This window comes from Pseudomonas sp. M47T1 (assembly GCF_000263855.1).
GTDB lineage: Bacteria > Pseudomonadota > Gammaproteobacteria > Pseudomonadales > Pseudomonadaceae > Aquipseudomonas.
In genome coordinates this window covers 89,233-113,007 of the sequence record NZ_AJWX01000001.1, presented here as the reverse complement: position 1 = coordinate 113,007, position 23,775 = coordinate 89,233, and the positions used below count along the sequence as shown (strand labels likewise).

Here is a 23,775-nt window from a genome sequence, read left to right as displayed (position 1 = left end):
TGTTCATGAGCGCAGTACCACGCCGCTGTCGTCTTCCCACCATACGTAGACCTGGTCGTCCCAGGTAGGCCGCGCGCCGCGACGTTCGGCGTTGGCCACGAACGACTGGACCAGCTTGCCGCACGGCAGCTCCACGTAGAACACCGAGTGGCCGCCCAGGTAGGCGATGTCATGGACTTTGCCACGCGACCAGTTGTACTCGCCAGCCGGCGGCTCGATGGTCACCAGCAGTTTTTCCGGGCGAATGGCGTAGGTGATGCGCTTGTCCTGCACCGAAGTGCTGATGCCGTGGCCCACGTAGATATTGCGCTCCAGCTCCGGGCTGTGGATCAGCGCGTGGCCTTCGGCGTCGTCCACCACTTCGCCTTCGAACAGGTTCACGTTGCCGATGAACTCGCACACCAGGCGGCTGGTAGGGGTTTCGTAGATGTCGATCGGGCTGCCGATCTGGGCAATCCAACCCAGGTGCATGATGGCGATGCGCTGGGCCATGGTCATGGCCTCTTCCTGGTCGTGGGTCACCATCACGCAGGTCACGCCCACGCGCTCGATGATTTCCACCAATTCAAGCTGCATCTGCGAACGCAGTTTCTTGTCCAGGGCACCCATGGGTTCGTCGAGCAGCAGCAGTTTCGGACGCTTGGCCAGCGAGCGGGCCAGGGCCACGCGCTGACGCTGGCCACCGGACAACTGGTGCGGCTTGCGCTTGGCGTACTGGCTCATCTGTACCAGTTTGAGCATCTCGGCCACGCGGGCGTCAATTTCCGAGGACGGGATCTTGTCCTGCTTCAGGCCAAAGGCGATGTTCTGGGCCACGGTCATGTGTGGGAACAGCGCGTAGGACTGGAACATCATGTTGATCGGCCGCTCGTAGGGCGGCATATCGGTAATGTCCACGCCATCGAGGTAGATACGCCCCTCGGTCGGCCGCTCGAAACCGGCCAGCATGCGCAGCAAGGTGGACTTACCCGAGCCGGAGCCGCCGAGCAGAGCAAAAATCTCGCCCTTGTTGATTTGCAGCGACACGTCGTCGACTGCGATCGTCTCGTCGAACTTCTTCGTGACCCGGTCGATTTTGACCAGCACCTGTTTAGGTTGCTGATCGCCCTCGAGGGCTTTCTTATAGGCACCGGAGGCAACTGCCATTACGAAACTCCCAACAAAATTTTACAGCCCACCCCGGATAGGCGGGCCTTGGATGCTTGCAGCCTGTTCCTTCAGGTCGTTGAAGCGACCGACAACGTCTGCTCCATTACAAATATGCACGGCAGGCCTCTGTCGAGTCCCGGCGGGCACGGCCTTGCAAAATAAAATACAACCACTGCCAACTGCTATTTCCCGCTTCCTGCAGGCGGCAGTGTGCCCACCGTTTGAAAAAACCGGCGCGCAACTTACCGTTGATACCGCTTTGCCGCAAAAAATATTTCAAAATCAGAGGCCTGTGATACTGCGCCGGTCAGTCCGACGCAGTACCCAGGAACATCAAATTCGGCTTATTTGCCCGACTTGATGGTGGTCCAGGTGCGAGTCAGGATGCGCTGAGTCGCGGCCGGCAGGTCGGCGATGGCGTACAGTTTGGCCTGTACGTCAGCCGGCGGGTAAATGCCCGGGTCGCTGGAAATTTCTTTTGCCACCAATGGTGTGGCAGCGGCGTTGCCGTTCGGGTAACCCACGGCGTCGCTGATTTCAGCCATCACTTTTGGTTGCAGGATGAAGTTCATGAACTTATAGGCGCCTTCGACGTTTTCGGCATCTTTAGGGATGGCGACCATGTCATAGAAGCTACCTGCGCCTTCCTTCGGAATGCTATAGCTCACGTGCACTTTGTCACCGGCTTCCTTGGCACGCGAAGCGGCTTGCTTCACGTCACCCGAGTAGCCCACGGCCACGCAGATGTTGCCGTTGGCCAGGTCCGAGATGTACTTGGACGAGTGGAAGTAGGCGATCGAAGGGCGAATCTTGAGGAACAGATCCTCGGCTTTCTTGATCTCGTCCTTGTTCTGGGTGTCGGTCTTGAAGCCCAGGTAGTGCAGTGCGGCCGGGATCATCTCGGTTGGCGAGTCGAGGAAGCTGATACCGCAACCCTTCAGCTTGGCAGCATTTTCAGGCTTGAACACCAGGTCCCACGAGTTGACCGGGGCATCGGCGCCCAAGGCAGCCTTGACCTTCTCCGGGTTGTAGCCGATACCGATGGTGCCCCACATATACGGGAAGGCATGGGCGTTGTTCGGGTCGCTGACCGACACTGCCTTGAGCAGGTCCTTGTTCAGGTTGCCGTAGTTGCTCAGCTTGGACTTGTCCAGCTCCTGATAAACGCCAGCCTTGATCTGCTTGGCCAGGAAGTTGTTCGAAGGCACGACGATGTCGTAGCCCGACTTGCCCGCCAGCAGCTTGGCTTCCAGGGTTTCGTTACTGTCGAATACGTCGTAGACGACCTTGATCCCCGACTCCTTCTCGAAATCCGCGATGGTGTTCGGTGCGATGTAGTCGGACCAGTTGTACACGTGCAGTACTTTGTCGTCCGCGTGAGCCGCACCGGCCATCACACCCATAAGGGACATGGCGAGGAGGGTCTTGCCAAATATCTTCATGCGTAAGGCTCCAATATTTTTTTTAATTCCGTCTGTGTCAGTAGCCGGGGGCAACCGCACACTTCCTAGTCTGGCAAGGACACGGGCGCTGTTTCAATTAAAACAGCAACCTTGTTCCTCTCCCCCTCCAGAACAACGCAAGCCTAGCACTCAGTTGTTCAACGCTTCCAAAGTCAGGTCCAGGCATTTGCGTGCCTTGGTGACCAGCTCATCAATTTCTTCATGAGTGATCACCAGCGACGGCGCAATGATCATGGTGTCGCCTACCGCACGCATGATCAGGCCATTGTCGAAGCAGAAGTTGCGGCAAACCATGCCGACACCCTTGCCTTCGTAACGCTGGCGTGTGGTTTTGTCCTTCACCAGTTCAATGGCGCCGAGCAACCCCAGACCGCGAACTTCGCCCACCAATGGGTGGTCACTCAGCTCACGTAGACGTTTCTGCAAATACGGTGCCGTTTCTTCACGCACGCGCTCGATAATTTTTTCATCGCGCAGGATACGGATGTTTTCCAGGCCTACCGCAGCCGCCACAGGGTGGCCGGAATAGGTGAAACCGTGGTTGAAATCGCCGCCCTCGGACAGGGTGCGAGCCACTTCGTCACGCACAATCACGCCGCCCATGGGGATGTAACCCGAGGTCAGGCCCTTGGCGATGGTCATCAGGTCAGGCTTGAGGTCGTAGTAATCACTGCCGAACCACTCGCCGGTACGGCCAAAACCGCAGATCACTTCGTCCGCCACGAACAGAATGTCGTACTTGGCGAGGATTTCCTTGACCTTTGGCCAGTAGGTTTGCGGTGGAATGATAACGCCGCCCGCGCCCTGGATAGGCTCGGCAATGAAGGCACCGACGGTGTCCACGCCCAGCTCGAGAATTTTCTTTTCCAGTTGCTCGGCTGCCCACACGCCGAAGTCGTCCTGGCTCATGTCGCCGCCTTCGCCAAACCAGTAAGGCTGGGCAATGTGGACAATGCCCGGGATCGGCAAATCGCCCTGTTCGTGCATGCCCACCATGCCGCCCAGGCTGGCACCGGCAACGGTGGAGCCGTGGTAGCCGTTGATGCGGCTGATGATCACCTTCTTCTCGGGTTTGCCCTTCAGCGCCCAATAGTGGCGGACCATGCGCAGCACGGTGTCGTTGCCTTCGGAGCCTGAGCCGGTGAAGAACACGTGGCTCATGCCCTCGGGGGCCACGTCGGAAATCACCTTGGCCAGTTCCAGCGCCGGCGGGTGGGCGGTCTGGAAGAACAGGTTGTAGTACGGCAATTCACGCATCTGCTGCGCCGCCACGTCGGCCAGCTCATCGCGGCCATAGCCCACGGCCACGCACCACAGGCCGGCCATGCCGTCGAGGATCTTGTTGCCTTCGCTGTCCCACAGGTGCACGCCCTTGGCCTTGGTGATGATGCGCGGGCCTTTTTGCTTGAGCTGCTTATAGTCGCTGAACGGTGCCAGGTGGTGTTCGCCGCTCAGGGCCTGCCACGCTTGGGTTTGCGAATTCTTGTTGCTCATTACCCTTCTCCTCATCCGGGGCGCGCCCCGTGTTGATCACACCGCGAACAGCAGGAATTCACGTTCCCATGAGCTGATGACGCGCTTGAAGTTCTCGTGTTCGGCGCGTTTCACCGCGACGTAACCGATGATGAATTTGTTGCCCAGGTACTGTTCCACTGTCTTGCAGTTTTCCATGCGTTCCAGGGCGTCTTCGATGGTCAGCGGCAGGCGCAGGTTACGGCGCTCGTAACCACGGCCCTGCACTGGCGCGCTGGGCTCGATGCCCTCGACCATGCCGATATAGCCGCACAACAGGCTGGCGGCGATGGCCAGGTAGGGGTTGGCATCGGCACCCGGCAGGCGGTTCTCCACGCGGCGGTTCTGCGGGCCGGCATCCGGTACGCGCAGGCCTACGGTGCGGTTCTCTTCACCCCATTCCACGTTCACCGGCGCCGAGGTGTCGGGCAGGAAACGGCGGAACGAGTTGACGTTGGGCGCGAACAGCGGCAACAGCTCGGGGATGAACTTCTGCAGCCCGCCCACGTGGTGCAGGAACAGCGTGCTCATGCTGCCGTCGTCGTTGGAGAAAATGTTCTTGCCGGTCTCGATGTCGACAATGCTCTGGTGCAGGTGCATGGCACTGCCAGGCTCGCCGGTCATGGGCTTGGCCATGAAGGTGGCGGCCACGTTGTGCTTGAGTGCGGCCTCGCGCATGGTGCGCTTGAACACCAGGATCTGGTCGGCCAGGTGCAGGGCGTTGCCGTGACGGAAGTTGATTTCCATCTGCGCCGTGCCGTCTTCGTGAATAAGGGTGTCCAGGTCCAGGTTCTGCAGTTCGCACCAGTCATACACGTCCTCGAACAGCGGGTCGAATTCGTTCGCCGCTTCAATGGAGAACGACTGGCGGCCGGTTTCCGGGCGCCCTGAACGGCCCACGGGCGGTTGCAGCGGAAAGTCCGGGTCTTCGCAGCGCTTGGTCAGGTAAAACTCCATCTCCGGCGCCACGATGGGCTGCCAGCCCTTGTCGGCGTAGAGCTTGAGCACCTTCTTGAGCACGTTGCGCGGCGACAGCTCGATGGGGTTGCCTTGCTTGTCGTAGGTGTCGTGGATCACCTGGGCGGTCGGCTCGATGGCCCACGGCACCAGGAACATGGCGCTTTCGTCGGGCCGGCAAATCATGTCGATGTCGGCCGGGTCCAGCAGCTCGTAGTAGATGTCGTCTTCCACGTAGTCGCCGGTAACGGTTTGCAACAAAACGCTTTCCGGCAAGCGCATGCCTTTTTCGGCGATGAACTTGTTGGTTGGCGAGATCTTGCCCCGGGTAATGCCGGTCAGGTCGGCGATCAGGCATTCGACTTCGGTGATCTTGTGTTCTTTGAGCCAATCGGTGAGCTGGTCGAGACTGGTACGCATGGTGAACCTCGGAAGCTTTCAGGGCCTTTACAGGCTAGTCGCTCAGGCAGTCCTGGGGGCGGCGCCGCGCTGGCTGGCACGCTGCCGGCAAGCCCGGCCAAAGGCCTGGAAGATGGCCAGGTAGTGAGGGTTGTCGCGCACCTGCCATTCCGGATGCCACTGCACCCCCAGTGCAAAACCCTTGCCCCCCTCCACCGACACCGCTTCTACCAGGCCGTCCGGGGCCAGCGCTTCCACCCGCAAACCGGGGGCCACGCGGTCGATGCCCTGGCCATGCACGGAGTTGACCTGCAACTGCGCGGGCAGGCCGATGGCCTGCAGCACGCCACCGGGCTGGACAGCCAGGGCATGACGCAGGCCATACTGGACCTCGACCGGCTGATCCTTGGGTTCACGATGGTCCATGAAGGTTCCGGTTTCGTGAACATGCTGGTGCAAGGTGCCACCCAGGGCCACGTTCAGTTCCTGAAAACCGCGGCAAATGCCCAAAACCGGTACGCCAGCGGCCACGGCGGCGCGAATCAGCGGTAGAGTGGTAGCATCGCGGTCAGGGTCGTGCGGGGTTCCAGGCACGCTGGCCGAGCCTGCGTAGTGGCGCGGCTCGACGTTGGACGGCGAGCCGGTAAAGAGTATGCCGTCCAGACCGTCAAGTATTTGGGTCGGTTCGAACAGCTCGCCCAGGGCCGGAATGATCATCGGCAAGCCTTCGGCGGCCACGGCGACTGCGCGGACATATTTGTCACCACAAGTATGGCTGGCGTGCAGACCGACTGGTTTTATGCAGGCGGTAACGCCGATTGTCGGCAGGCGTGACATGTGATCCCCCGGTATTATTGGCGTTATGGGTTGCGAACGAGCTTAGCGTTGTTCATTTTTTTTCACAACACCCCCGTAAAAAATACAACACGCCCCACCGAACATTTCATTTGAGGGCCTTCAAGGACAGAAAAAACGCCCCAAAATGCAACAAAAATAGCTTCAAGGCGCCAAATCAGGGCAAACCGAGCCTCGCTTGACTTCATGATGGCTTTCGGATTGACTGAAACAGCAGAAGCCCAATGATTGATATTTTTAACAACAAAGGTGTTGCATCATGTCGGTACCCCCGCGTGCCGTTCAGCTCAACGAAGCGAACGCATTCCTTAAGGAACATCCTGAGGTTCTGTACGTCGACCTTCTGATTGCAGATATGAATGGTGTGGTGCGTGGCAAACGCATCGAACGCACCAGCCTCCACAAGGTTTACGAGAAAGGCATTAACCTGCCCGCCTCTCTTTTCGCCCTGGACATCAATGGCTCGACAGTGGAAAGCACTGGCCTGGGCCTGGACATCGGCGACGCAGACCGCATCTGCTATCCGATCCCCGATACCCTCTCCAACGAACCCTGGCAGAAACGCCCCACCGCGCAACTGCTGATGACCATGCACGAGCTGGAAGGCGAACCATTCTTTGCCGACCCCCGCGAAGTGTTGCGCCAGGTGGTGGCCAAGTTCGACGAAATGGGCCTGACCATTTGTGCAGCGTTCGAACTGGAGTTCTACCTGATCGACCAGGAAAACGTGAACGGCCGTCCGCAGCCACCACGCTCGCCTATCTCCGGTAAACGTCCGCACTCGACTCAGGTTTACCTGATCGACGACCTGGACGAATACGTGGACTGCCTCCAGGACATTCTGGAAGGTGCCAAGGAGCAAGGCATTCCGGCCGACGCCATCGTCAAGGAAAGTGCCCCGGCGCAGTTCGAAGTGAACCTGCACCACGTGGCCGACCCGATCAAGGCATGCGACTACGCGGTACTGCTCAAGCGCCTGATCAAGAACATTGCCTACGACCATGAGATGGACACCACCTTCATGGCCAAGCCCTACCCGGGCCAGGCTGGCAATGGCTTGCACGTGCATATCTCGATCCTGGACAAGGACGGCAAGAACATCTTCACCAGTGAGGATCCCGAGCAGAACGCCGCGCTGCGTCACGCGATCGGCGGTGTGCTCGAGACCCTACCGGCGTCGATGGCGTTCCTGTGCCCGAACGTCAACTCGTACCGCCGGTTTGGTGCTCAGTTCTATGTGCCAAACTCGCCGTGCTGGGGCCTGGACAACCGTACCGTGGCCCTGCGCGTGCCTACCGGCACGCCGGACGCCGTGCGCATCGAACACCGCGTTGCCGGCGCCGACGCCAACCCGTACCTGCTGATGGCTGCCGTGCTGGCTGGCGTGCACCATGGCCTGACCAACAAGGTCGAGCCCAATGAGCCGGTGGAAGGCAACTCGTACGAGCAGAACGAGCAGAGCCTGCCGAACAACCTGCGCGACGCCCTGCGCGAGTTGGATGACAGCGAAATCCTGGCGCGTTATATCGACCCGAAATACATCGATATCTTCGTGGCCTGCAAGGAAAGCGAGTTGGAAGAGTTCGAACACTCCATCTCCGACCTTGAGTACAACTGGTATCTGCATACCGTGTAAGCGCCGACAGCTCTACAAGAGACCGCATCTACCCTAGGGGTGATGCGGTTTTTTTATGCCTCTGGGAGCGCGGCTCTGCCCGCGAAGAACGCACCGCGCTGCTTGCGATGCTAGGCGGTGTTCTTTTCGCGGGTAGAACCCGCTCCCACAGCGGCCGCTGCTACAGAATCGTGAATTACGCTTACAATGCGGGCCTGACACGGAGAAGCCCATGACCCGCACTGCCACGCCCCGCAAACCCCGCGCCCGCAGCCAGGCCCGGATCGACTCGATTCTCGAGGCGGCGCGTGTTTTGCTGGCCAGCGAAGGGGTGGGCAGCCTGTCGATCTACAGCGTGGCCGAGCGCGCCGAAATCCCACCCTCTTCCGTGTACCACTTCTTTGCCAGCGTACCGGCCCTGCTCGAAGCCCTGACCGCCGACGTGCATGCCGCTTTCCGCGCCTGCCTGCAGGAACCGGTGGAACATGCCGACCTGCGCAACTGGCACGACCTGTCGCGCCTGCTGGAACAGCGCATGCTGGTGATCTACAGCGAAGACGCCGCCGCCCGCCAGCTGATCCTGGCCCAGCACGGCCTGGCCGAAGTCACCCAGGCTGACCGCCAGCACGACCTGGAACTGGGCGTACTGATGCACCAGGTGTTCGACCGCCATTTCCAGCTGCCGAGCCTGCCCGATGACGTGGATGTGTTTGCCTTGGCTATGGAGCTGGGGGACCGGGTGTATGCGCGGTCGGTGCAGTTGCATGGGCAGATCAGCCCAAGGTTGGCAGAGGAAGGGATGCGGGTGTTTGATGCGTACCTGGGGCTGTATTTGCCGCCGTTTTTGCCCAAGCGCTAACCAGCTCCCACAATGAACAAATACCTAGTCAAGGATCAAATGGGGGAGAAACCTGCTGGTATCCTTGGTGATCAGGCTGTCATCTTCGCGAATCCCGATTCCGGCCGCGCGGTCGCCAATCACCCATGAACCCACCAGCGTATAGCTGTCGCCGAACTTCGGCAGCGGTGCCAGTTGCTGCAGGATATACGGCGCGTCGTCGTAGGGCCCCTCCACCACATGCAGCTTATCGTCCGTAGTACGCAGCTCGATATTTGCGCCTTCGCGGGAAAAGTACGGCTTGCGCACCCAACCTTTCGGCACTGCCGTGCGAGGCGAGCTGTCCAGGTGGCTCTCCAGCAGGTTGGGGTGGCCTTTGTGCGCCTCCCACAGCAGCGGCAAGATGCCCTTGTTGGACAGCACCGCCTTCCACGCCGGCTCGATGAACTGCGTGTCGCACTGGGCAATGGCTGCGCCAAACGGCTCGTGGAAGATGAACTCCCAGGCATGCAATTTGAACAGGTGGGGAATCCAGCGATCCTGCAAGTCGACAAAGCGGCCATCCAGCAGGCCGATATCCTCCAGGTCGATATGCCGCGACTCGATGCCGACTTTCTCGGCAATCAGGCGCAGGTAATCGGTGGTGGCCTTGTCCTCGGTGGAGCCCTTGATCGAGGCGAAATAAAACGGCCGCTGAATGCTCAGCGCCGCGAAGGCCTCGTGCAATCGCGTATCGATGCTGTTGAACTGGTCGACACCGGCGGGCAGCATTCCGCGCTCGATGCATTGCTCCAGCCAGCCCCATTGGAAGGCCGCCGCCTCGTAAAGGCTGGTTGGGGTGTCGTAGTTCAGCTCAAGTAACTTCGCCGGGCCGCTGCCGTCGTAGGAAAAGTCCATGCGCCCGTAAAGATGCGGGTGCCCATCCTGCCACGACGTGCGCACCAGGTCATGGAAGGCCGCCGGGATGCTCAGGCGGTCCAGCAGTTCTTCGCTGTGCACCACTTGGCCGACCAGGTCCATGCACAGGTCATGGAGTTCCTGGGTCGGGTCTTCCAGGTCGTCCTCGATCTGCTTGAGGCTGAACTGGTAGTAGGCGCTTTCGTCCCAGTAGGGCTCGCCGTCGATGGTGTGGAACAGGAAGCCCAGTTGCTCGGCGGTATGCTGCCAGTCTGGACGTTCGGCGATGGCAATTTTCTTCATGCCGCCCTCATCCGCCGAAACTGCTGCGTGAAGACGATGAACCACCCCAACCGCTGCGGGCCGTGGCCGAGCTGCCGAAACCACCACGGGTGGTGGCCTGGCGGACCGACACCGGGTTGGCGTTGATGCTTGAGCGCCCGCCAAAGCCACTGCCACCACCACTGTAGCCACCACCGTATTCGCTTTGCCGCGAACGCGAGAAGGTGGCGCCATTGTTCACCCGCTGACCCAAGGTGGAGCTTGCGTAGTTGCCCCGATCATCGCGGTATTGATACACCGGTGCTGCGGCAATGTTGCCCGTGCGGTTGCTGAGCATGTGACCGATCAACAGCCCGGTCAGCAGGCCGCTGCCATTGAAGCCACCGCCGCCACCGGAGCTGGCGACCTGGGCCTTGGCCTCGTCGAGCTGCGACTGGGTGACCGTGCCATCGGCATCCAGTTCGAAACCGCCGAGCTGGGGCATGAACTTGCCATCCGAGTCGACCTGGCAGTAATCGGGCACGAAGTCCGCTTCGCAATCAGCCTTGCTGTCGTAGACCGGGGCCGTGCGGCGGTGCTCGTTGAGCGCCGCGATATAGGCATCCGAGCACACGTCCACGGGGAACTGCTGGGCGGTGCACTGGGCCACCGACTGGAAGTTGAAATTCTTTTTGACCTGGTAGGTCTTTTCCGGCGCGCCACAGCCGGCCACCGCCAGCGCGACGGACGCGGCCAGCGACAGTTGTACGTACTTGCTTCGTTTCATCCCTGGCTCCGGCGGTCAGTTTGTGTTGGGCGTCATGCAGGCGGCATTGAGCATGCCGACGCTGATGGCCACCGCCGCCACGTAGATACCCGTCGCCAGTTCACCGCGCTGGATGCGCGCCGAAACGCCCTTGAGCACCAGGCTTACGGCCAGGAAGGCAAGCAACTGCACCACACCAGCGATCAGGGCCCACACCACGAAATCCAGCAGGCTGATCGAATAGGCGATCACGTTGCTGGCCGGAATGGCGAAACCGATGATGGCACCGCCCAGGGCGATGGCCGCCGCGACGTTGCCCTCGCGGATCAGGGCGAACTCCTTGTGCGGGGTCATGCGCGTGTAAATGAACTGGAACAGCACGAGGAAGATCGCCGCCCCCAGCAGGTACAGCAGAAACCCCAACACGGCGGTGGGGTTCAGCGAAATCGAAAGTGCTTCTAGCATGGCATGTCCCTATGGATGGTCAGAGGATGTGCAGGTCGGTGGGGTACAGGGAAATGCCCAGCGAGGCGCTGAGGCTGACGGTCCCTTCCTCGTCCTGTTCCACCGAAAACAGCAAAAACTCGCGGCGGTCGGTGAGCCCGGTTTCGCGTGCGTAGAGCATCGAGCGGTGGCCGATGACGTAGGACTCCTTGGGGTTCACCACGCGCTCACTGAGGTCGGCCAGTTCGGTCTGCCCGGCCTCGGTGCCCCACTCGCGGGTGAACTGCACGCCGTCGAGGTTGTAGGTAGGCAGGCCGATATCGCTGTTGGGCCCGGCCAGGCGCTGCAACTCGCTGTTGCTGCTGATGGTGGCGTAGCGCAGGTAGTTGAACAGGATCACCGATTCCACCTGGCCGTCCTGGTCACCGCTGGTGTGTACCTGCAGCCAATAGTCTTCATCGTCCATGTAGTAGCGGTTAAGCCACTGGGACTGGCCCAGGTCGACCGTGCCCACGCTCCAGATCTGCTGGGTGGGTGGAATGATCACCCGGCTGTGGTCGTCGAGCAGCAGCTTGAGCGTGCCATCGAAACTCACCGAACGCCCCTGGGCCAGGCCCAGCGCACCCTCTACCGCTGCCTGCGGCTTGGCGGCAGGCGCCTCCAGCCCCATCAATTGCTTGAACCAGCCCATCATCAAACTCCTTCTTTGCGCAAAAGCATCCGTGCCGCCATCAAGCCCGCCACGGCGCCGGCGATATGGGACTCGAACGAGACACCATAGCGCGGCAGAAACCCGTAGATCAGCCCACCGTACAACAGCATGGCCGCCACGGCACAGATCAGATTGGCCCAGCTGTGTTGAAACCAGGCGCGGGCCAGCACATACACCCAGAGGCCGAAGACCCAACCGCTGGCACCCACATGGTAATAACCGCGGCCGAACAGCCACACCAACAGGCCACCGATCACAATGATCAGGCCGCTGGCGACGAGAAAGCGCCCCACTCCATCCTTGGCCACCAGCACGCCCAGCACCACGAAGGGCACCAGGTTGCCAAGCAGGTGCCACACCGAACCGTGCAGGAACGGCGCGCTGACGATACCCAACAGCCCCTGGGCCGAACGCGGCAACAGGCCGTAGGTGTTCAGGCTGTAGCCAGACAGCAGGTTGAGCACCTGCACCACGCACATCACCCCGGCCAGCCAGAGCACGGGTTTGAAATCCTTGGCAGCGATCAACACCCTCTCCTTTCGAACATCAACGCCTGGGCAAACAACACCCTCTGTGGGAGCGGGCTCTGCGCGCGAAGCAGACGCCGCGGTGTATCAGACACCCTGCGGTGTGCCTTTCGCGGGCAGAGCCCGCGCCCACAAAGGCAGGGTCATCCGGTTACTGGCCCGCCTGCTGCTTGCGCAGGCGCTCGAGGATGGCGTTGGCGCTGCCGGTGTCCGGCACAATGCCCGCTTCCTTGAGTTTGCGCTCCAGATCATTGCCGGTCGAGGCTTCGGCCAGCTGGTCCTGGGCTTCAAACTCGGCAGCGCGCTGCTCCTGCTTGGCTTGCAGGCGGTTCAAGGTACCCACTGCGGTCTCCAGCTTGCCGTTGGCACCGCCACTGGCGATAGAAGCGCTGACCTGGGCTTTCTGCACGCTTTCGCGAGCCTTGGCCACGTCCACCTGCTGGCGCAGGCTCTTGATGCGTGCCTCGGCCTTGGTGATGTCCTTGCGCATTTTTTCCACGTAGCCGCCGAACTCGACCACTTGCTTGTGCTCGGTCTCGCGCTCATTGACCTGCACGGCGATGGCCTCGGCCACTTCGTGGGCCAGGTCATTGCGCTCGGCCTTCATGGCCGCCAGCGCCTTGCTTTCCAGGTCGCTGATGCGGGCGTCGTACTGGGCCACGCGGTCGGTGGCCAGTTTGTGCTTGGCCATGATGGTGACCAGTTCGCGCTTGGCGTTGGCCAGCGCGCTGTCGGCGTCGCGGATCTCCTGATCCAGGATGCGCAGGGCCTGCTGGTCGACGATGGCTTCGCCGGCCTCGCTGGCACCGCCACGCAGCGCCGTGAACAACTTGCTCCAGATGGATTGATTACTCATGTCGTTACTCCTTGGCAATTAGTGGAAGAAGCCTTCAAAGGCTTCGGTGGCGCGCTGTACGTTGTCCACCAGGGTGGACACTTCGGTGACCACGTTGGTCAGGCTCGAACTGGCACTCAGCGCGCCGAACATGTTGTAGACGGTCTGGCCGTTGGGCATCACCTCAAGGCCGATGGACGACAGCGGGAACAGCTCGCGGCTGCGCAGCACGGCGTCGTTGAAGCGGGCAACATCCTTGATGGAGTCCACGTCCACCAGCACGGTGTCGACGATGATCTGCTCGCCCACCACGGCGATGTGAATCGGCAGGCCGCCGTATTCGTTCATCGTCAGCTTCAGGCTTTGCTCGGCGCCCTGGACCAGGGTGAGGGTTATTTCCTTCGACGCCACTTCGTCCAGTGCCTGGAAGGCCTGGTGAAGGCGGTCAAGCGTCCATTTCTCCGCTGTGGTCATGTGTTCCTCCAGTTTGAATGTGCCAGCCATGACAGGCTGACGGAGCTGTCTTTCCACCTGTTTGAGCAGCCCGCGATTTTCCGGGAGCACCCAGGCCTCGTGTTTCACATACCCGGCATCGGCCAGGCCGGCGCGCATTTTCTTCATGTAGAAGCTGGAGGTTTTCTTCTCCGCGGGGGGCTTTTTCACTGCCGGTTTCGGGCTGTCTGGCGTGCCTGTCATTGTCTCTGTTCCGTATCACATGTGATAAACATACGCCTTCTGTGGCAGAGCGCAATACATCACGCGTGATGAATTTGTTTCTGTTTGTCGCAAACCCCCAACCGCCCTTGCGCCCAACAGACAGGGCGGACGGTGGCGATAAAAAAACCCCGCAGGGCGTTAGCCCGACGGGGTTGAGGGTGCTGTACGACAGTTACAGCTTGGCGATAGAAACCTCGGTGGATTTCACGAAGGCAATCACTTCACTGCCAATCACCAGTTCCAGCTCGCGTACCGAGCGGGTGGTGATTACCGAGGTGACGACGCCGGACGCGGTCTGCACGTCGATTTCCGACAGTACCGGGCCTTCGATGATCTCCTTCACAGTGCCTTTGAACTGGTTGCGGACGTTGATCGCTTTGATAGTCATGAGGTGGTTCCTGTGCAAACAAGGGTGAGGTTCAAAGTGCCCAGCGCAGTTGCGTGGGCAAGGGGGCCGTGGGCTCGGGTTCGGGCGGGGTACCCGGCAGCGCCAGCACACGGTTGAGGACTTCGGTTTCCAGCGCCGCCAGGCGATGCGAGCCGCGCGCCCTGGGGCGTGGCAGGTCGACGGTGAGGTCCAGGCCGATCTCGCCGTCTTCGATCAGAATCACCCGGTCGGCCACGGCAACGGCTTCGGCCACGTCGTGGGTCACCAGCAGCACGGTGAAGCCATGCTGCTTCCACAGGCGCTCGATCAGTTGCTGCATTTCGATACGGGTCAGCGCATCCAGGGCGCCCAACGGCTCATCGAGCAACAGCAGGCGCGGCTTGTGAATCAAGGCTCGGGCCAGGGCCACGCGCTGCTTCTGGCCGCCCGACAGTGCCGCCGGCCATTCATTGGCGCGCTCGGCCAGGCCCACCGCTTCCAGCGCCTCCAGTGCCTGCGGGCGCCAGTTACCCTTGAGGCCCAGGCCCACGTTGTCGATGACCTTTTTCCACGGCAGCAGCCGCGCCTCCTGGAACATCAGCCGGGTGTCGTCACGGGCTTCGCTCAACGGCGCGGAACCGGCCAGCAATTGCCCGGCACTGGGTTTGTCCAGCCCGGCCAGCAGGCGCAGCAAGGTGCTCTTGCCACAACCGCTGCGGCCGACCACGGCGACGAACTGACCGGCAGGAATATGCAGGTCGATCTCCTTGATGACCTGACGGCTGCCGAAAGCCTTCTGCAGCTTGTCCAGCGCCAACGGGATGCCTTGCAGCAGGCGGGGCGGCTGCCCTTTCAATACGGCGGTCATGCGGCACCTCCCTTGGCCACTTGATAGGCCGGGTGCCAGCGCAGCCACACGCGTTCCAGGCCGCGGGCGGCCAGGTCGGCCAGCTTGCCCAGCACCGCATACAACACGATGGCCAACACCACTACGTCGGTCTGCAGGAACTCGCGGGCGTTCATTGCCAGGTAGCCGATACCGGAACTGGCGGAAATGGTTTCCGCCACGATCAACGTCAGCCACATGAACCCGAGGGCAAAGCGCACGCCCACCAGGATGGAGGGCAGCGCGCCCGGCAGAATCACCTGGCGGAACAACGCAAAGCCGCTCAGGCCATAGCTGCGTGCCATTTCCACCAGCGCCGGGTCGACGTTGCGAATGCCGTGGTAGGTGTTCAGGTAGATCGGGAACAAGGTGCCCAGGGCCACCAGGAAAATCTTCGCCGACTCATCAATCCCGAACCACAGGATCACCAGCGGAATCAACGCCAGGTGCGGCACGTTGCGGATCATCTGCATGGAGCTATCGAGCAACCGCTCACCCCATTTCGACAGCCCGACGACGAAGCCCAGCACCAGCCCCAGCGAACCGCCGATGACAAAGCCGACACCGGCACGCCAACCGCTGATGGCCAGGTGCGTCCAGATTTCGCCACTGCGAACCAGGGCCACGCCCGCTTCCACCACGGCGCTGGGCGCCGGCAGAATGCGCGTGGACAGCCAGCCCACACTCACCGACAACTGCCATACCGCCAGCAGCAATACCGGTAACGCCCAGGGCGCCAGCCTGTGAATCAACTTTTCCATGACCTGCCCTCAGCTCTGCGACGCGGCTTTGGGCAGGATGTCGTTAGCCACCATCTCACCGAAAGGGCTGACGTAATTGGCGCCCTGGGGCTGCTCGGGACGTTGCACGTCCAGGTGCGGGAACAACAGTTCGGCCACGCGGTAGGACTCTTCCAGGTGCGGGTAACCCGAAAAGATAAAAGTATCGATGCCCAGGTCTGCGTACTCCTTGACCCGTGCCGCCACGGTCGGACCATCGCCCACCAGGGCCGTGCCGGCCCCGCCGCGCACCAGGCCCACGCCGGCCCACAGGTTGGGGCTGACTTCCAGGTTGTCGCGGTTGCCGCCATGCAGGGCCGCCATGCGCTGCTGGCCCACCGAGTCGAAGCGCGCCAGCGAGGCCTGGGCACGGGTGATGGTGTCGTCGTCCAGGTGCGAGATCAGACGATCAGCCGCGGCCCAGGCCTCGGCGTTGGTTTCGCGCACAATCACGTGCAGGCGAATGCCAAAGCGCACGGTGCGGCCCAGCTTGGTCGCCTTGGCCCGCACTTCGGCGATTTTTTCGGCCACGGCAGCCGGCGGCTCGCCCCAGGTCAGGTACATTTCCACCTGTTCGGCCGCCAGGTCCTGCGCTGCCTCCGAGGAGCCACCGAAATACAGCGGCGGGCGTGGTTGCTGCACGGGTGGGTACAGCAGTTTGGCGCCTTTCACCGTGATGTGCTGGCCGTCGTAGTCAACGGTCTCGCCTTCCAGCACGCGGCGCCAGATACGGGTGAATTCCACCGAGGCCTGGTAGCGCTCTTCATGGCTTAGGAACAAGCCGTCACCGGACAGTTCCTCGGGGTCGCCACCGGTCACCAGGTTGAACAAAGCGCGGCCGCCGGACAGGCGGTCCAGGGTGGCCGCCTGGCGCGCCGCCACGGTAGGGGAAATAATGCCCGGGCGCAGCGCCACCAGAAACTTCAGGCGCTGGGTTACTGGAATCAGTGACGCGGCCACCAGCCAGGAATCCTCGCAAGAACGCCCCGTGGGGATCAGCACGCCACCAAACCCCAGGCGGTCGGCCGCCTGGGCGATCTGTTGCAGGTAGCCATGGTCCACGGCGCGTGCGCCTTCGGCGGTGCCAAGGTAATGACCGTCGCCGTGGGTGGGAAGAAACCAGAAAATATTGAGGCTCATTGGAGTTGTCTCCTAAGGGTGGCTAGGGCTGGCGCGGCGCGCCAGCCCGCAGGGCAAATCACGGGGCGGTCGCGACCTTGGCCGGTGGCGTCCAGATCACATCCTTGATGCTCAGCGGCTTGGGGATTAGTTTCAGTTGGTAGAAGGTGTCGGCGATCTTCTGCTGGGCCGCCACCACATCCGGGGTGATGAACTGAGCACCGAAGCCCTGGCGCTTCACCGAGGTCAGGGTGATGTCGGTAGGCAGGCCCAACAACGGCGAGACCTCTTGGGTGACCTGCTCGGGGTTGGACTTGGACCACTCGCCCACCGAGCGCACTTCGTCCACCACGGCGGCGATCACGTCGGGGTGCTGCTGCGCATAGGGCTTGGTGGCCAGGTAGAACTGGTTGTTGTCGACCAGGCCCTTGCCGTCACGCAGGGTGCGCGCTTGCAGCTGCTGCTCGGCTGCCGCCTGATAGGGGTCCCAGATCACCCAGGCATCGACGCTGCCGCGCTCGAAAGCGGCGCGGGCGTCGGCCGGCGCCAGGAAGATGGTCTGGATATCGGTGTATTTCAGGCCGGCATCCTGCAGTGCACGCACCAGCAGGTAATGCACGTTGGAGCCCTTGTTGAGCACCACCTTCTTGCCCTTCAGGTCAGCCACCGATTTGATCGGCGAGTCCTTCGGCACCAGGATCGCTTCGCTGGTCGGCGCAGGTGGCTCATGGGCGACGTAAAGCAAATCGGCACCAGCGGCCTGGGCGAATACTGGCGGGGTTTCGCCGGTGACGCCGAAGTCGATGGAGCCTACGTTCAGGCCTTCCAGCAGCTGCGGGCCGCCGGGGAATTCGGTCCATTGCACCTGCACGCCCTGTGCGGCGAGGCGCTTTTCCAGGGAACCGCGGGCCTTGAGCAGCACCAAGGTGCCGTATTTCTGATAGCCGATGCGCAGGGTTTCAGCCTGGGCCTGGGTAATGGCGCCGAACGACACAGCCGCAACAAACAGAGCGACCAGCCCACGACGCAAAAAGACTGTGCGCATAGCGCCGCTCCTTTGCTATTGGGTTGTGGCTGCACCTGCTTGCCCGTTGGCGGGCGAGTAAGGCCAGTGAATTTAAAGTCTGTGGGAGCGGGCTCTGCCCGCGAACAATACACCGCGGTGTTCTTTTCGCGGGCAGAGCCCGCTCCCACCTAGATACTCCAGCGCGCGCTCAAAAGCCTTTCATTGAGAATGCCTGGGTCCAGCGCATGGGGCCTGCGGCTCAGCGCGTAGTGGAACTCGTCCAGGGCATTGGCCAGGCGCTGTTCCAGCGCCGGTGCCAGCTGCGCTGCGGCGCTGCCTTCGCCGTAGGCGATCTGGCTGTCGTCAGCAAAGATCCCCTGCAGCATTTCCTGAGCCTTGAGCGCGGCCAATACCGGCTTCAGGGCGTAATCCACCGCCAGCATGTGGGCGATGCTGCCACCGGTGGCGATGGGCAATACCACCTTGTTGGCCAGGGCACGCTCAGGCAGCAGGTCGAGCAATGTCTTCAGCGCGCCGCTGAACGATGCCTTGTACACCGGCGTGGCCACGATCAAGCCATCGGCCTTTTGTACCAGCTCAAGGAAGTCGAGCACCTTGGGGCTGTCGAAGCGCGCGTGCAGCAAGTCCTCGGCCGCGAAGTCGCGTACCTTGAACGTCACCACTTCCACGTTATGGCGTTGCAGCCAAACAGTTGTCTGGTCCAGCAACACACCGGAACGCGAGCGCACACTGGGACTGCCACCAAGAGATACAACCAGCATTTGCGACACTTCCTTCGTTGTCCAAAAGGCCTCGCGATCAGCGAGATGGGACTGACCATAACAGGCCTTTTATATATCTATAAATCATATTTTTTCATTTGGTTATTCGATGAAGGAATATAAAATTCCGAACAAAAAAAGGGCCGTGATCAACGGCCCTGAAACCCTGTCGTGGGAGGATGAATCGGATGAAACGCTGGTTGTGGGAGCGGGCTCTGCCCGCGAAAAGAACGCCGCGTATTGCAGAGGCACCGCAGTACTTAGTTCGCGGGCAGAGCCCGCCCCCACAAGATGAATCAGTATTCAGCGGTTGGGCTGAGGGGTCAGGCGCAGGTATGGCTTCACCGCGCGGTAGCCTTTGGGAAAGCGTTGCTTGATCTCCTCCTCGTCCTTGAGCGACGGCACGATCACCACTTCGTCACCGTCCTGCCAGTTGGCCGGGGTGGCAACCTTGTGGTTGTCGGTCAGTTGCAGCGAGTCGATTACCCGCAGAATCTCGTGGAAGTTGCGGCCGGTGCTGGCCGGGTAGGTGATGGTCAGGCGCACTTTCTTGTTCGGGTCGATCACGAACAGCGAGCGCACCGTGAGGGTGTCGTTGGCGTTAGGGTGAATCAGGTCGTACAGGTCCGCCACCTTGCGATCGGCATCGGCCAGGATCGGGAAGTTGACGATGGTGTTCTGGGTTTCGTTGATGTCTTCAATCCACTTGTGGTGCGAGTCCACCGGGTCTACCGACAAGGCAATGGCCTTGACGTTGCGCTTGGCGAACTCGTCCTTGAGCTTGGCGGTGAAGCCCAGCTCGGTGGTGCACACCGGGGTGAAGTCAGCCGGGTGGGAAAACAACACACCCCAGCTGTTGCCCAGCCATTCATGGAAACGGATCTTGCCGGCGCTGGAGTCTTGTTCGAAGTCGGGGGCGATGTCGCCGAGGCGGATGCTCATGAGGCCTTGCTCCTTGTTGAGTGCGTTATGGGAACCACTGTGCACTCAGCGTAGACGAAATAAAAAGAATAAATATCGATTTATTAAGTGCAAAAAGGAATAAGAGATGTCAGGCGAAACAAAGCCCGCCGGGACGGGGCCGGGCGGGCTTTGATTTACAACAGGGTTACAGCAGTGGGATCGAGTAGCTCAGGATCACACGGTTTTCGTCCTGGTCGCGCTGACCTGGAATGTCGTTGCGCCACATGGCGTTTTTCCAAGTGAAGCCTAGACCCTTGAAGGTGCCGGTTGGTACGACGTAGGCCAAGGTGATGTCGCGCTCCCACTCGGAGCGGCCATCGCCGTTGCCTGCAGTGGTAGAGCGCGTATCAATGTTGTCGCCACGCAGGTACACAAGACCTGCGGTTGCGCCTGGGAAGCCCAGGGCCGCGAAGTCATACGAGTAACGGCCCTGCCAGGTGCGTTCGCCTGCACGGCCGAACTTCTGGATTTGCATGTCGGTGATGGTGCCGTTGGAGGAGCCATCACCCTGGTTCAGCCACGGGAAGTCCGAGCTGCCGTTGCTGACCTGGTAACCGCCACCGAAGGTATGACCAGCCACGGTGTACAGGAACAGGCCGCTGTACAGGTTGTTATCAACCGGACCTTTGCCGCTGCCGTTGCTCTGATAGCTACCAGTGGTGTAGTAGGCTGAATCATTGGCGTTGGCACCATCATCGGTGCTGTGGAAGTAGCGCAGATCAGACTTCAACACGCCCGGGCCGATAGCCCAGTTGTGGGTAAGGCCCAGGAAGTGTTGCTGGTAGAAGTCGGTCAGTTCGCCGTAGTAGTACTGCAGCAACAGGTCTTTGGTGACCTTGTAGTCCGCACCGCCGTAGTAGAACTTGTTGCTGCGCTCGCCGAGGTTGCTGTTACCGCTACCGTTGGCGCCGCTGATAGACAGGTTCTCGTTGTTGCTCGAGTTACGGCCCTTGGCCTGGTCGATCTGACCTGCGATCAGGGTCAGGTCCTTGATCTCGTTCGAGGTGATCTGGCCACCCTGGAAGGTCTGTGGCAGCAGGCGGCCGTCGTTGTACTGGATGACTGGCAGCTTGGGCATCAAGGTACCGATCTTCAACTCGGTCTTGGAGATCTTGGCCTTGGCGGTCAGGCCCAGGCTCGAATAGCTGTCGGCAGGGTCGTCGCCATTGGTTGGGAATACGGTACCGCCGTCCAGCGAGCCGGTAGGGTTACCGGACTTGGCACGGGTGGAGTCCAGCTTCACGCCCAGAAGGCCAATTGCATCAACACCAAAACCGACGGTGCCGGCGGTGTAACCCGACTGAAACTCGACCTGGAAGCCTTGGCCCCATTCAGCAGAGTAGTTGGAGTTCTTCGGCGCTGCCGAATCACGGTTATCCGTATTGATGTAGTAGTTACGCAGCTTCAGCGTTGCCTTGCTGTCATCGAGAAACCCTTCAGCGCTCGCATGCGACGCCAGCACCCCTACAGCCACGGCCAGAGCCAAGGAAGACTTGTACATTGTGTTGCTCCTGTAATGATTCTAATTCTTGTCTGTCCCCAATCCTGGATCTTCTGTCCATTACGCTGGGGTTGTTGCGATTTGCGCTGTTGGCGAGCACCGCGTCAACCGCTCTAGGTCGGTTTACGACGATGGTCTATGTCCATTTTGTGACGGGCAAGAGTAAATAATATTTCATAACTCCAAAAAGAATTGTTTCATCTCTTTTCAGATCGATTTGGAATAAATAACCGCCTCACCCAAACAAATGGCCTAAAGCCTCTATCGGCCCATAAGCTAATTCCTAAACGGTCTTTGTAATTTAATTTTTAGATCGTTTAGCTTTCAGCAAACCGGACCACCGGACATCCCATCGCCCCTTCGCTACCCCGCTTACGCGGCCAGAGGTGCTACATGTCCGGAAGGCGTCCCATCATAAAAAAGCTTTTACTCACTGCGCTCAGCCTGTTCATGTTCAATGCATCGGCCCAGGCGACAGAAACGTTACGCATTGGTTACCAAAAATCTTCCACGCTGATCACCTTGCTCAAGCAGCAAGGCACCTTGGAAAAGGATCTGGCTGCCAAAGGCGTGCAGGTCAGCTGGCATGAATTCCCCAGCGGGCTGCCCCTGCTTGAATCGCTCAATATTGGCAATGTCGATATCAGCGCCGACGTCGCCGACACCGTGCCGGTGTTCGCCCAGGCGGCGGGTGCCAACCTCACCTACTTCGCCCAGGAAACCGCCTCGCCTGAAGCCCAGGCCATCGTGGTGCGGCAGGACAGCCCGTTGCAGACGCTCGCCGACTTGAAAGGCAAGAAGGTGGCCGTGACCAAGGCCGCAGGCACCCATTACCTGCTGATCGCCGCGCTGAACAAAGCAGGCCTTACGTTCAGCGATATCCAGCCTGCCTACCTGACCCCGGCCGACGGCCGCGCTGCCTTTGAAAACGGCAAGGTGGATGCCTGGGTCACTTGGGAGCCCTTCCTCACCAGCGTGCAGCGGCAACTGCCCACCCGCGTGCTGGCCGCTGGCACCGGCCTGGCCCAGTACAAACGCTACTACTTGACCAGCACCGCCTACGCCCAGGCCCACCCTGACGTGCTGAAGCTGGTGTTTGCCGAACTGCAGAAAGCCGGCCAGTGGACCAAGGCCAACCCCGAGCAGGCGGCCGCCATCCTCGGCCCGTTGTGGGGCAACCTCGACAGCGCCACGGTGCAGGCCGCCAACCAGCACCGCAGCTACCTGGTTCAACCAGTGCAGCGTGACCAACTGGGCGAACAGCAAAGCATCGCCAACGCGTTCCTGGCCGCCGGCCTGCTGCCCAAGGCGGTAGATACCGAGGCCGTGGGCATCTGGCACCCCTGAATTCCAACACCCCCGACAACAAGGCACCCCCCATGGCTATCACCCTGCCCCACCGCCGCCTGTTCGCCGCCATCGCCCTTGCCGGGTTTGGCCTGGGCGCCCAAGCCGCCAACCTGACCATTGGCTACCAGACCGGCATCGACCCCAGCAAAGTGCCCCAGGCCGACGGCGTCTACGAGAAAGCCATTGGCGAGAAAATCGACTGGCGCCGCTTTAACAGCGGCCCGGAAGTGGTCACCGCCATCGCTTCGGGTGACGTACAGATCGGCAACCTGGGTTCCAGCCCACTGGCCGCCGCCGCGTCGCGCAAGTTGCCAATCGTGGCCTTCATCGTCTCTGCGCAAATCAACGCCGCCGAGGCGCTGGTGGTGCGCAACGGCAGCGGCATCAACAACCCGCAAGACCTGGTGGGCAAGACCATCGCCACGCCGTTCGTGTCCACCTCGCACTACAGCCTGCTGGGCGCGCTGAAGCACTGGGGCCTGGAAGGCAAGGTCAAGGTGGTGAACCTGCAACCGGCCGAAATCGCCGCGGCCTGGAAGCGTGGCGACATCGATGGCGCCTTCGTGTGGTCGCCGGCGCTGGGCGAAATCCGCAAGACCGGCAAAACCCTCACCGACGCCGCTCAGGTTGGCCAGTGGGGCGCGCCGACGTTCGAGGTGTGGGTAGCGCGCAAGGACTACGCCGACAAGCATCCGGAAGTGATCGCCCAATTCGCCAAGGTGACCCTGGACTCGTTCGCCGACTATGCCGCGCACAAGGACAGCTGGACCGCCGATTCGGTACCTGTACAGAAAATAGCCAAATTGACCGGTGCCAACGCCGCTGACGTCCCCCAATTGCTGGCCGGTGCCGCCTTCCCCGACGCCAAGGCCCAGCAAACCCCGGCCCTGCTGCAGGGCGGCACGGCCAAGGCGATCGAGCAGACGGCTGAGTTCCTCAAGGAGCAGGGCAAGGTGGAAAGCGTGCTGCCGGACTATTCCCCCTACGTGAGCGCCAGGTTCGTGCAGTAACCGCAATGCCTGCGGCTACGCCCGCCCCCACAAAGACAGTGCTGCTACGGGAAGCAGCACTAAGC

Annotated in this window: 24 protein-coding genes; 4 read left to right on the top strand and 20 right to left on the bottom strand. The window is 61.1% G+C overall.

Features of this window, described 5'->3' with window-relative positions; all coding sequences use genetic code 11:
• Positions 1-3: 3 nt before the first annotated feature.
• From potA to PMM47T1_RS00505, 5 genes are all read right to left on the bottom strand, one after another.
• A complete protein-coding gene (gene potA, locus PMM47T1_RS00525; RefSeq protein ID WP_008364752.1) occupies positions 4-1,146 on the bottom strand; it encodes a polyamine ABC transporter ATP-binding protein in 1,143 nt (380 codons plus the stop codon).
• Between the two features lie 347 nt (positions 1,147-1,493).
• Positions 1,494-2,591, bottom strand: a complete 1,098-nt coding sequence (locus PMM47T1_RS00520; protein ID WP_008364750.1) for a polyamine ABC transporter substrate-binding protein — start codon at positions 2,589-2,591, stop codon at positions 1,494-1,496.
• Positions 2,592-2,741: 150 nt separating this feature from the next.
• The gene (locus tag PMM47T1_RS00515; protein WP_008364748.1) at positions 2,742-4,106 is read right to left on the bottom strand and encodes an aspartate aminotransferase family protein; all 1,365 of its coding nucleotides are present in this window, start codon (positions 4,104-4,106) and stop codon (positions 2,742-2,744) included.
• 36 nt (positions 4,107-4,142) lie between these two features.
• Complete coding sequence (locus PMM47T1_RS00510) at positions 4,143-5,501, bottom strand: glutamine synthetase family protein (protein ID WP_008364746.1); 1,359 nt, start codon at positions 5,499-5,501, stop codon at positions 4,143-4,145.
• Between the two features lie 42 nt (positions 5,502-5,543).
• Positions 5,544-6,317 (bottom strand): gamma-glutamyl-gamma-aminobutyrate hydrolase family protein, encoded by a 774-nt coding sequence (locus PMM47T1_RS00505; RefSeq protein WP_043300592.1) that lies wholly within the window; start codon positions 6,315-6,317, stop codon positions 5,544-5,546.
• Positions 6,318-6,594: 277 nt separating this feature from the next.
• On the opposite strand from PMM47T1_RS00505, the gene PMM47T1_RS00500 reads away from it, so the two are divergent.
• Both PMM47T1_RS00500 and PMM47T1_RS00495 read left to right on the top strand, forming a co-directional pair.
• Positions 6,595-7,971, top strand: a complete 1,377-nt coding sequence (locus PMM47T1_RS00500) for a glutamine synthetase family protein (RefSeq protein ID WP_008364742.1) — start codon at positions 6,595-6,597, stop codon at positions 7,969-7,971.
• Positions 7,972-8,182: 211 nt separating this feature from the next.
• Positions 8,183-8,809, top strand: coding sequence for a TetR/AcrR family transcriptional regulator (locus PMM47T1_RS00495; RefSeq protein ID WP_008364740.1), 627 nt, complete (start codon positions 8,183-8,185; stop codon positions 8,807-8,809).
• A 24-nt stretch (positions 8,810-8,833) separates the two neighbouring features.
• Here PMM47T1_RS00495 and PMM47T1_RS00490 read toward each other — a convergent pair whose 3' ends face one another.
• The 15 genes from PMM47T1_RS00490 to PMM47T1_RS00420 form a co-directional block, all read right to left on the bottom strand.
• Complete coding sequence (locus PMM47T1_RS00490; RefSeq protein ID WP_008364739.1) at positions 8,834-9,988, bottom strand: glutathionylspermidine synthase family protein; 1,155 nt, start codon at positions 9,986-9,988, stop codon at positions 8,834-8,836.
• A gap of 7 nt (positions 9,989-9,995) precedes the next feature.
• Positions 9,996-10,733 (bottom strand): DUF1190 domain-containing protein, encoded by a 738-nt coding sequence (locus PMM47T1_RS00485; RefSeq protein WP_008364738.1) that lies wholly within the window; start codon positions 10,731-10,733, stop codon positions 9,996-9,998.
• Positions 10,734-10,748: 15 nt separating this feature from the next.
• The gene (locus tag PMM47T1_RS00480; protein ID WP_008364737.1) at positions 10,749-11,177 is read right to left on the bottom strand and encodes a DUF350 domain-containing protein; all 429 of its coding nucleotides are present in this window, start codon (positions 11,175-11,177) and stop codon (positions 10,749-10,751) included.
• A 19-nt stretch (positions 11,178-11,196) separates the two neighbouring features.
• Positions 11,197-11,847, bottom strand: coding sequence for a DUF2491 family protein (locus PMM47T1_RS00475; RefSeq protein ID WP_043300591.1), 651 nt, complete (start codon positions 11,845-11,847; stop codon positions 11,197-11,199).
• A gap of 2 nt (positions 11,848-11,849) precedes the next feature.
• A complete protein-coding gene (locus PMM47T1_RS00470) occupies positions 11,850-12,395 on the bottom strand; it encodes a rhomboid family intramembrane serine protease (RefSeq protein ID WP_008364735.1) in 546 nt (181 codons plus the stop codon).
• A gap of 151 nt (positions 12,396-12,546) precedes the next feature.
• Positions 12,547-13,251 carry a PspA/IM30 family protein gene (locus PMM47T1_RS00465; protein WP_008364734.1) on the bottom strand — a complete coding sequence of 235 codons (705 nt, stop codon included), beginning with the start codon at positions 13,249-13,251 and terminating at the stop codon, positions 12,547-12,549.
• 18 nt (positions 13,252-13,269) lie between these two features.
• Positions 13,270-13,926, bottom strand: coding sequence for a YjfI family protein (locus PMM47T1_RS00460; protein ID WP_008364733.1), 657 nt, complete (start codon positions 13,924-13,926; stop codon positions 13,270-13,272).
• A gap of 193 nt (positions 13,927-14,119) precedes the next feature.
• Positions 14,120-14,335: a TOBE domain-containing protein gene (locus PMM47T1_RS00455; protein WP_008364732.1), complete on the bottom strand. Its 216-nt coding sequence runs from the start codon at positions 14,333-14,335 to the stop codon at positions 14,120-14,122.
• Between the two features lie 31 nt (positions 14,336-14,366).
• A complete protein-coding gene (gene ssuB / locus PMM47T1_RS00450) occupies positions 14,367-15,182 on the bottom strand; it encodes an aliphatic sulfonates ABC transporter ATP-binding protein (protein WP_008364731.1) in 816 nt (271 codons plus the stop codon).
• Positions 15,179-15,961, bottom strand: a complete 783-nt coding sequence (ssuC, locus tag PMM47T1_RS00445; protein ID WP_008364730.1) for an aliphatic sulfonate ABC transporter permease SsuC — start codon at positions 15,959-15,961, stop codon at positions 15,179-15,181. Before ssuC ends, ssuB begins: the two co-directional genes overlap by 4 nt.
• 9 nt (positions 15,962-15,970) lie before the next feature.
• Positions 15,971-17,119 (bottom strand): FMNH2-dependent alkanesulfonate monooxygenase, encoded by a 1,149-nt coding sequence (ssuD, locus tag PMM47T1_RS00440; RefSeq protein ID WP_008364728.1) that lies wholly within the window; start codon positions 17,117-17,119, stop codon positions 15,971-15,973.
• A 58-nt stretch (positions 17,120-17,177) separates the two neighbouring features.
• Positions 17,178-18,143, bottom strand: a complete 966-nt coding sequence (locus tag PMM47T1_RS00435) for a sulfonate ABC transporter substrate-binding protein (protein WP_008364727.1) — start codon at positions 18,141-18,143, stop codon at positions 17,178-17,180.
• 149 nt (positions 18,144-18,292) lie between these two features.
• On the bottom strand, positions 18,293-18,886 hold the full coding sequence (ssuE, locus tag PMM47T1_RS00430; protein ID WP_008364725.1) for an NADPH-dependent FMN reductase: 594 nt from the start codon (positions 18,884-18,886) through the stop codon (positions 18,293-18,295).
• Positions 18,887-19,189: 303 nt separating this feature from the next.
• Complete coding sequence (locus PMM47T1_RS00425) at positions 19,190-19,828, bottom strand: peroxiredoxin (RefSeq protein WP_008364723.1); 639 nt, start codon at positions 19,826-19,828, stop codon at positions 19,190-19,192.
• Between the two features lie 166 nt (positions 19,829-19,994).
• Positions 19,995-21,350, bottom strand: coding sequence for an OprD family porin (locus PMM47T1_RS00420; protein ID WP_008364721.1), 1,356 nt, complete (start codon positions 21,348-21,350; stop codon positions 19,995-19,997).
• A gap of 450 nt (positions 21,351-21,800) precedes the next feature.
• Here PMM47T1_RS00420 and PMM47T1_RS00415 point away from each other — a divergent pair, with 450 nt between their 5' ends.
• Together PMM47T1_RS00415 and tauA are read left to right on the top strand one after the other, a co-directional pair.
• Positions 21,801-22,697: an aliphatic sulfonate ABC transporter substrate-binding protein gene (locus PMM47T1_RS00415; protein ID WP_008364719.1), complete on the top strand. Its 897-nt coding sequence runs from the start codon at positions 21,801-21,803 to the stop codon at positions 22,695-22,697.
• Positions 22,698-22,729: 32 nt separating this feature from the next.
• Positions 22,730-23,710 (top strand): taurine ABC transporter substrate-binding protein, encoded by a 981-nt coding sequence (gene tauA, locus PMM47T1_RS00410; protein ID WP_008364717.1) that lies wholly within the window; start codon positions 22,730-22,732, stop codon positions 23,708-23,710.
• Positions 23,711-23,775 lie beyond the last annotated feature (65 nt).

What these genes read in the sequence shown, in the direction of transcription:
- potA (WP_008364752.1), bottom strand. Translation starts at nt 1,146, where the DNA reads ATGGCAGTTGCCTCCGGTGCCTATAAGAAAGCCCTCGAGGGCGATCAG.
- PMM47T1_RS00520 (WP_008364750.1), bottom strand. Translation starts at nt 2,591, where the DNA reads ATGAAGATATTTGGCAAGACCCTCCTCGCCATGTCCCTTATGGGTGTG.
- PMM47T1_RS00515 (WP_008364748.1), bottom strand. Translation starts at nt 4,106, where the DNA reads ATGAGCAACAAGAATTCGCAAACCCAAGCGTGGCAGGCCCTGAGCGGC.
- PMM47T1_RS00510 (WP_008364746.1), bottom strand. Translation starts at nt 5,501, where the DNA reads ATGCGTACCAGTCTCGACCAGCTCACCGATTGGCTCAAAGAACACAAG.
- PMM47T1_RS00505 (WP_043300592.1), bottom strand. Translation starts at nt 6,317, where the DNA reads ATGTCACGCCTGCCGACAATCGGCGTTACCGCCTGCATAAAACCAGTC.
- PMM47T1_RS00500 (WP_008364742.1), top strand. Translation starts at nt 6,595, where the DNA reads ATGTCGGTACCCCCGCGTGCCGTTCAGCTCAACGAAGCGAACGCATTC.
- PMM47T1_RS00495 (WP_008364740.1), top strand. Translation starts at nt 8,183, where the DNA reads ATGACCCGCACTGCCACGCCCCGCAAACCCCGCGCCCGCAGCCAGGCC.
- PMM47T1_RS00490 (WP_008364739.1), bottom strand. Translation starts at nt 9,988, where the DNA reads ATGAAGAAAATTGCCATCGCCGAACGTCCAGACTGGCAGCATACCGCC.
- PMM47T1_RS00485 (WP_008364738.1), bottom strand. Translation starts at nt 10,733, where the DNA reads ATGAAACGAAGCAAGTACGTACAACTGTCGCTGGCCGCGTCCGTCGCG.
- PMM47T1_RS00480 (WP_008364737.1), bottom strand. Translation starts at nt 11,177, where the DNA reads ATGCTAGAAGCACTTTCGATTTCGCTGAACCCCACCGCCGTGTTGGGG.
- PMM47T1_RS00475 (WP_043300591.1), bottom strand. Translation starts at nt 11,847, where the DNA reads ATGGGCTGGTTCAAGCAATTGATGGGGCTGGAGGCGCCTGCCGCCAAG.
- PMM47T1_RS00465 (WP_008364734.1), bottom strand. Translation starts at nt 13,251, where the DNA reads ATGAGTAATCAATCCATCTGGAGCAAGTTGTTCACGGCGCTGCGTGGC.
- PMM47T1_RS00460 (WP_008364733.1), bottom strand. Translation starts at nt 13,926, where the DNA reads ATGACAGGCACGCCAGACAGCCCGAAACCGGCAGTGAAAAAGCCCCCC.
- PMM47T1_RS00455 (WP_008364732.1), bottom strand. Translation starts at nt 14,335, where the DNA reads ATGACTATCAAAGCGATCAACGTCCGCAACCAGTTCAAAGGCACTGTG.
- ssuB (WP_008364731.1), bottom strand. Translation starts at nt 15,182, where the DNA reads ATGACCGCCGTATTGAAAGGGCAGCCGCCCCGCCTGCTGCAAGGCATC.
- ssuC (WP_008364730.1), bottom strand. Translation starts at nt 15,961, where the DNA reads ATGGAAAAGTTGATTCACAGGCTGGCGCCCTGGGCGTTACCGGTATTG.
- ssuD (WP_008364728.1), bottom strand. Translation starts at nt 17,119, where the DNA reads ATGAGCCTCAATATTTTCTGGTTTCTTCCCACCCACGGCGACGGTCAT.
- PMM47T1_RS00435 (WP_008364727.1), bottom strand. Translation starts at nt 18,143, where the DNA reads ATGCGCACAGTCTTTTTGCGTCGTGGGCTGGTCGCTCTGTTTGTTGCG.
- ssuE (WP_008364725.1), bottom strand. Translation starts at nt 18,886, where the DNA reads ATGCTGGTTGTATCTCTTGGTGGCAGTCCCAGTGTGCGCTCGCGTTCC.
- PMM47T1_RS00425 (WP_008364723.1), bottom strand. Translation starts at nt 19,828, where the DNA reads ATGAGCATCCGCCTCGGCGACATCGCCCCCGACTTCGAACAAGACTCC.
- PMM47T1_RS00420 (WP_008364721.1), bottom strand. Translation starts at nt 21,350, where the DNA reads ATGTACAAGTCTTCCTTGGCTCTGGCCGTGGCTGTAGGGGTGCTGGCG.
- PMM47T1_RS00415 (WP_008364719.1), top strand. Translation starts at nt 21,801, where the DNA reads ATGTTCAATGCATCGGCCCAGGCGACAGAAACGTTACGCATTGGTTAC.
- tauA (WP_008364717.1), top strand. Translation starts at nt 22,730, where the DNA reads ATGGCTATCACCCTGCCCCACCGCCGCCTGTTCGCCGCCATCGCCCTT.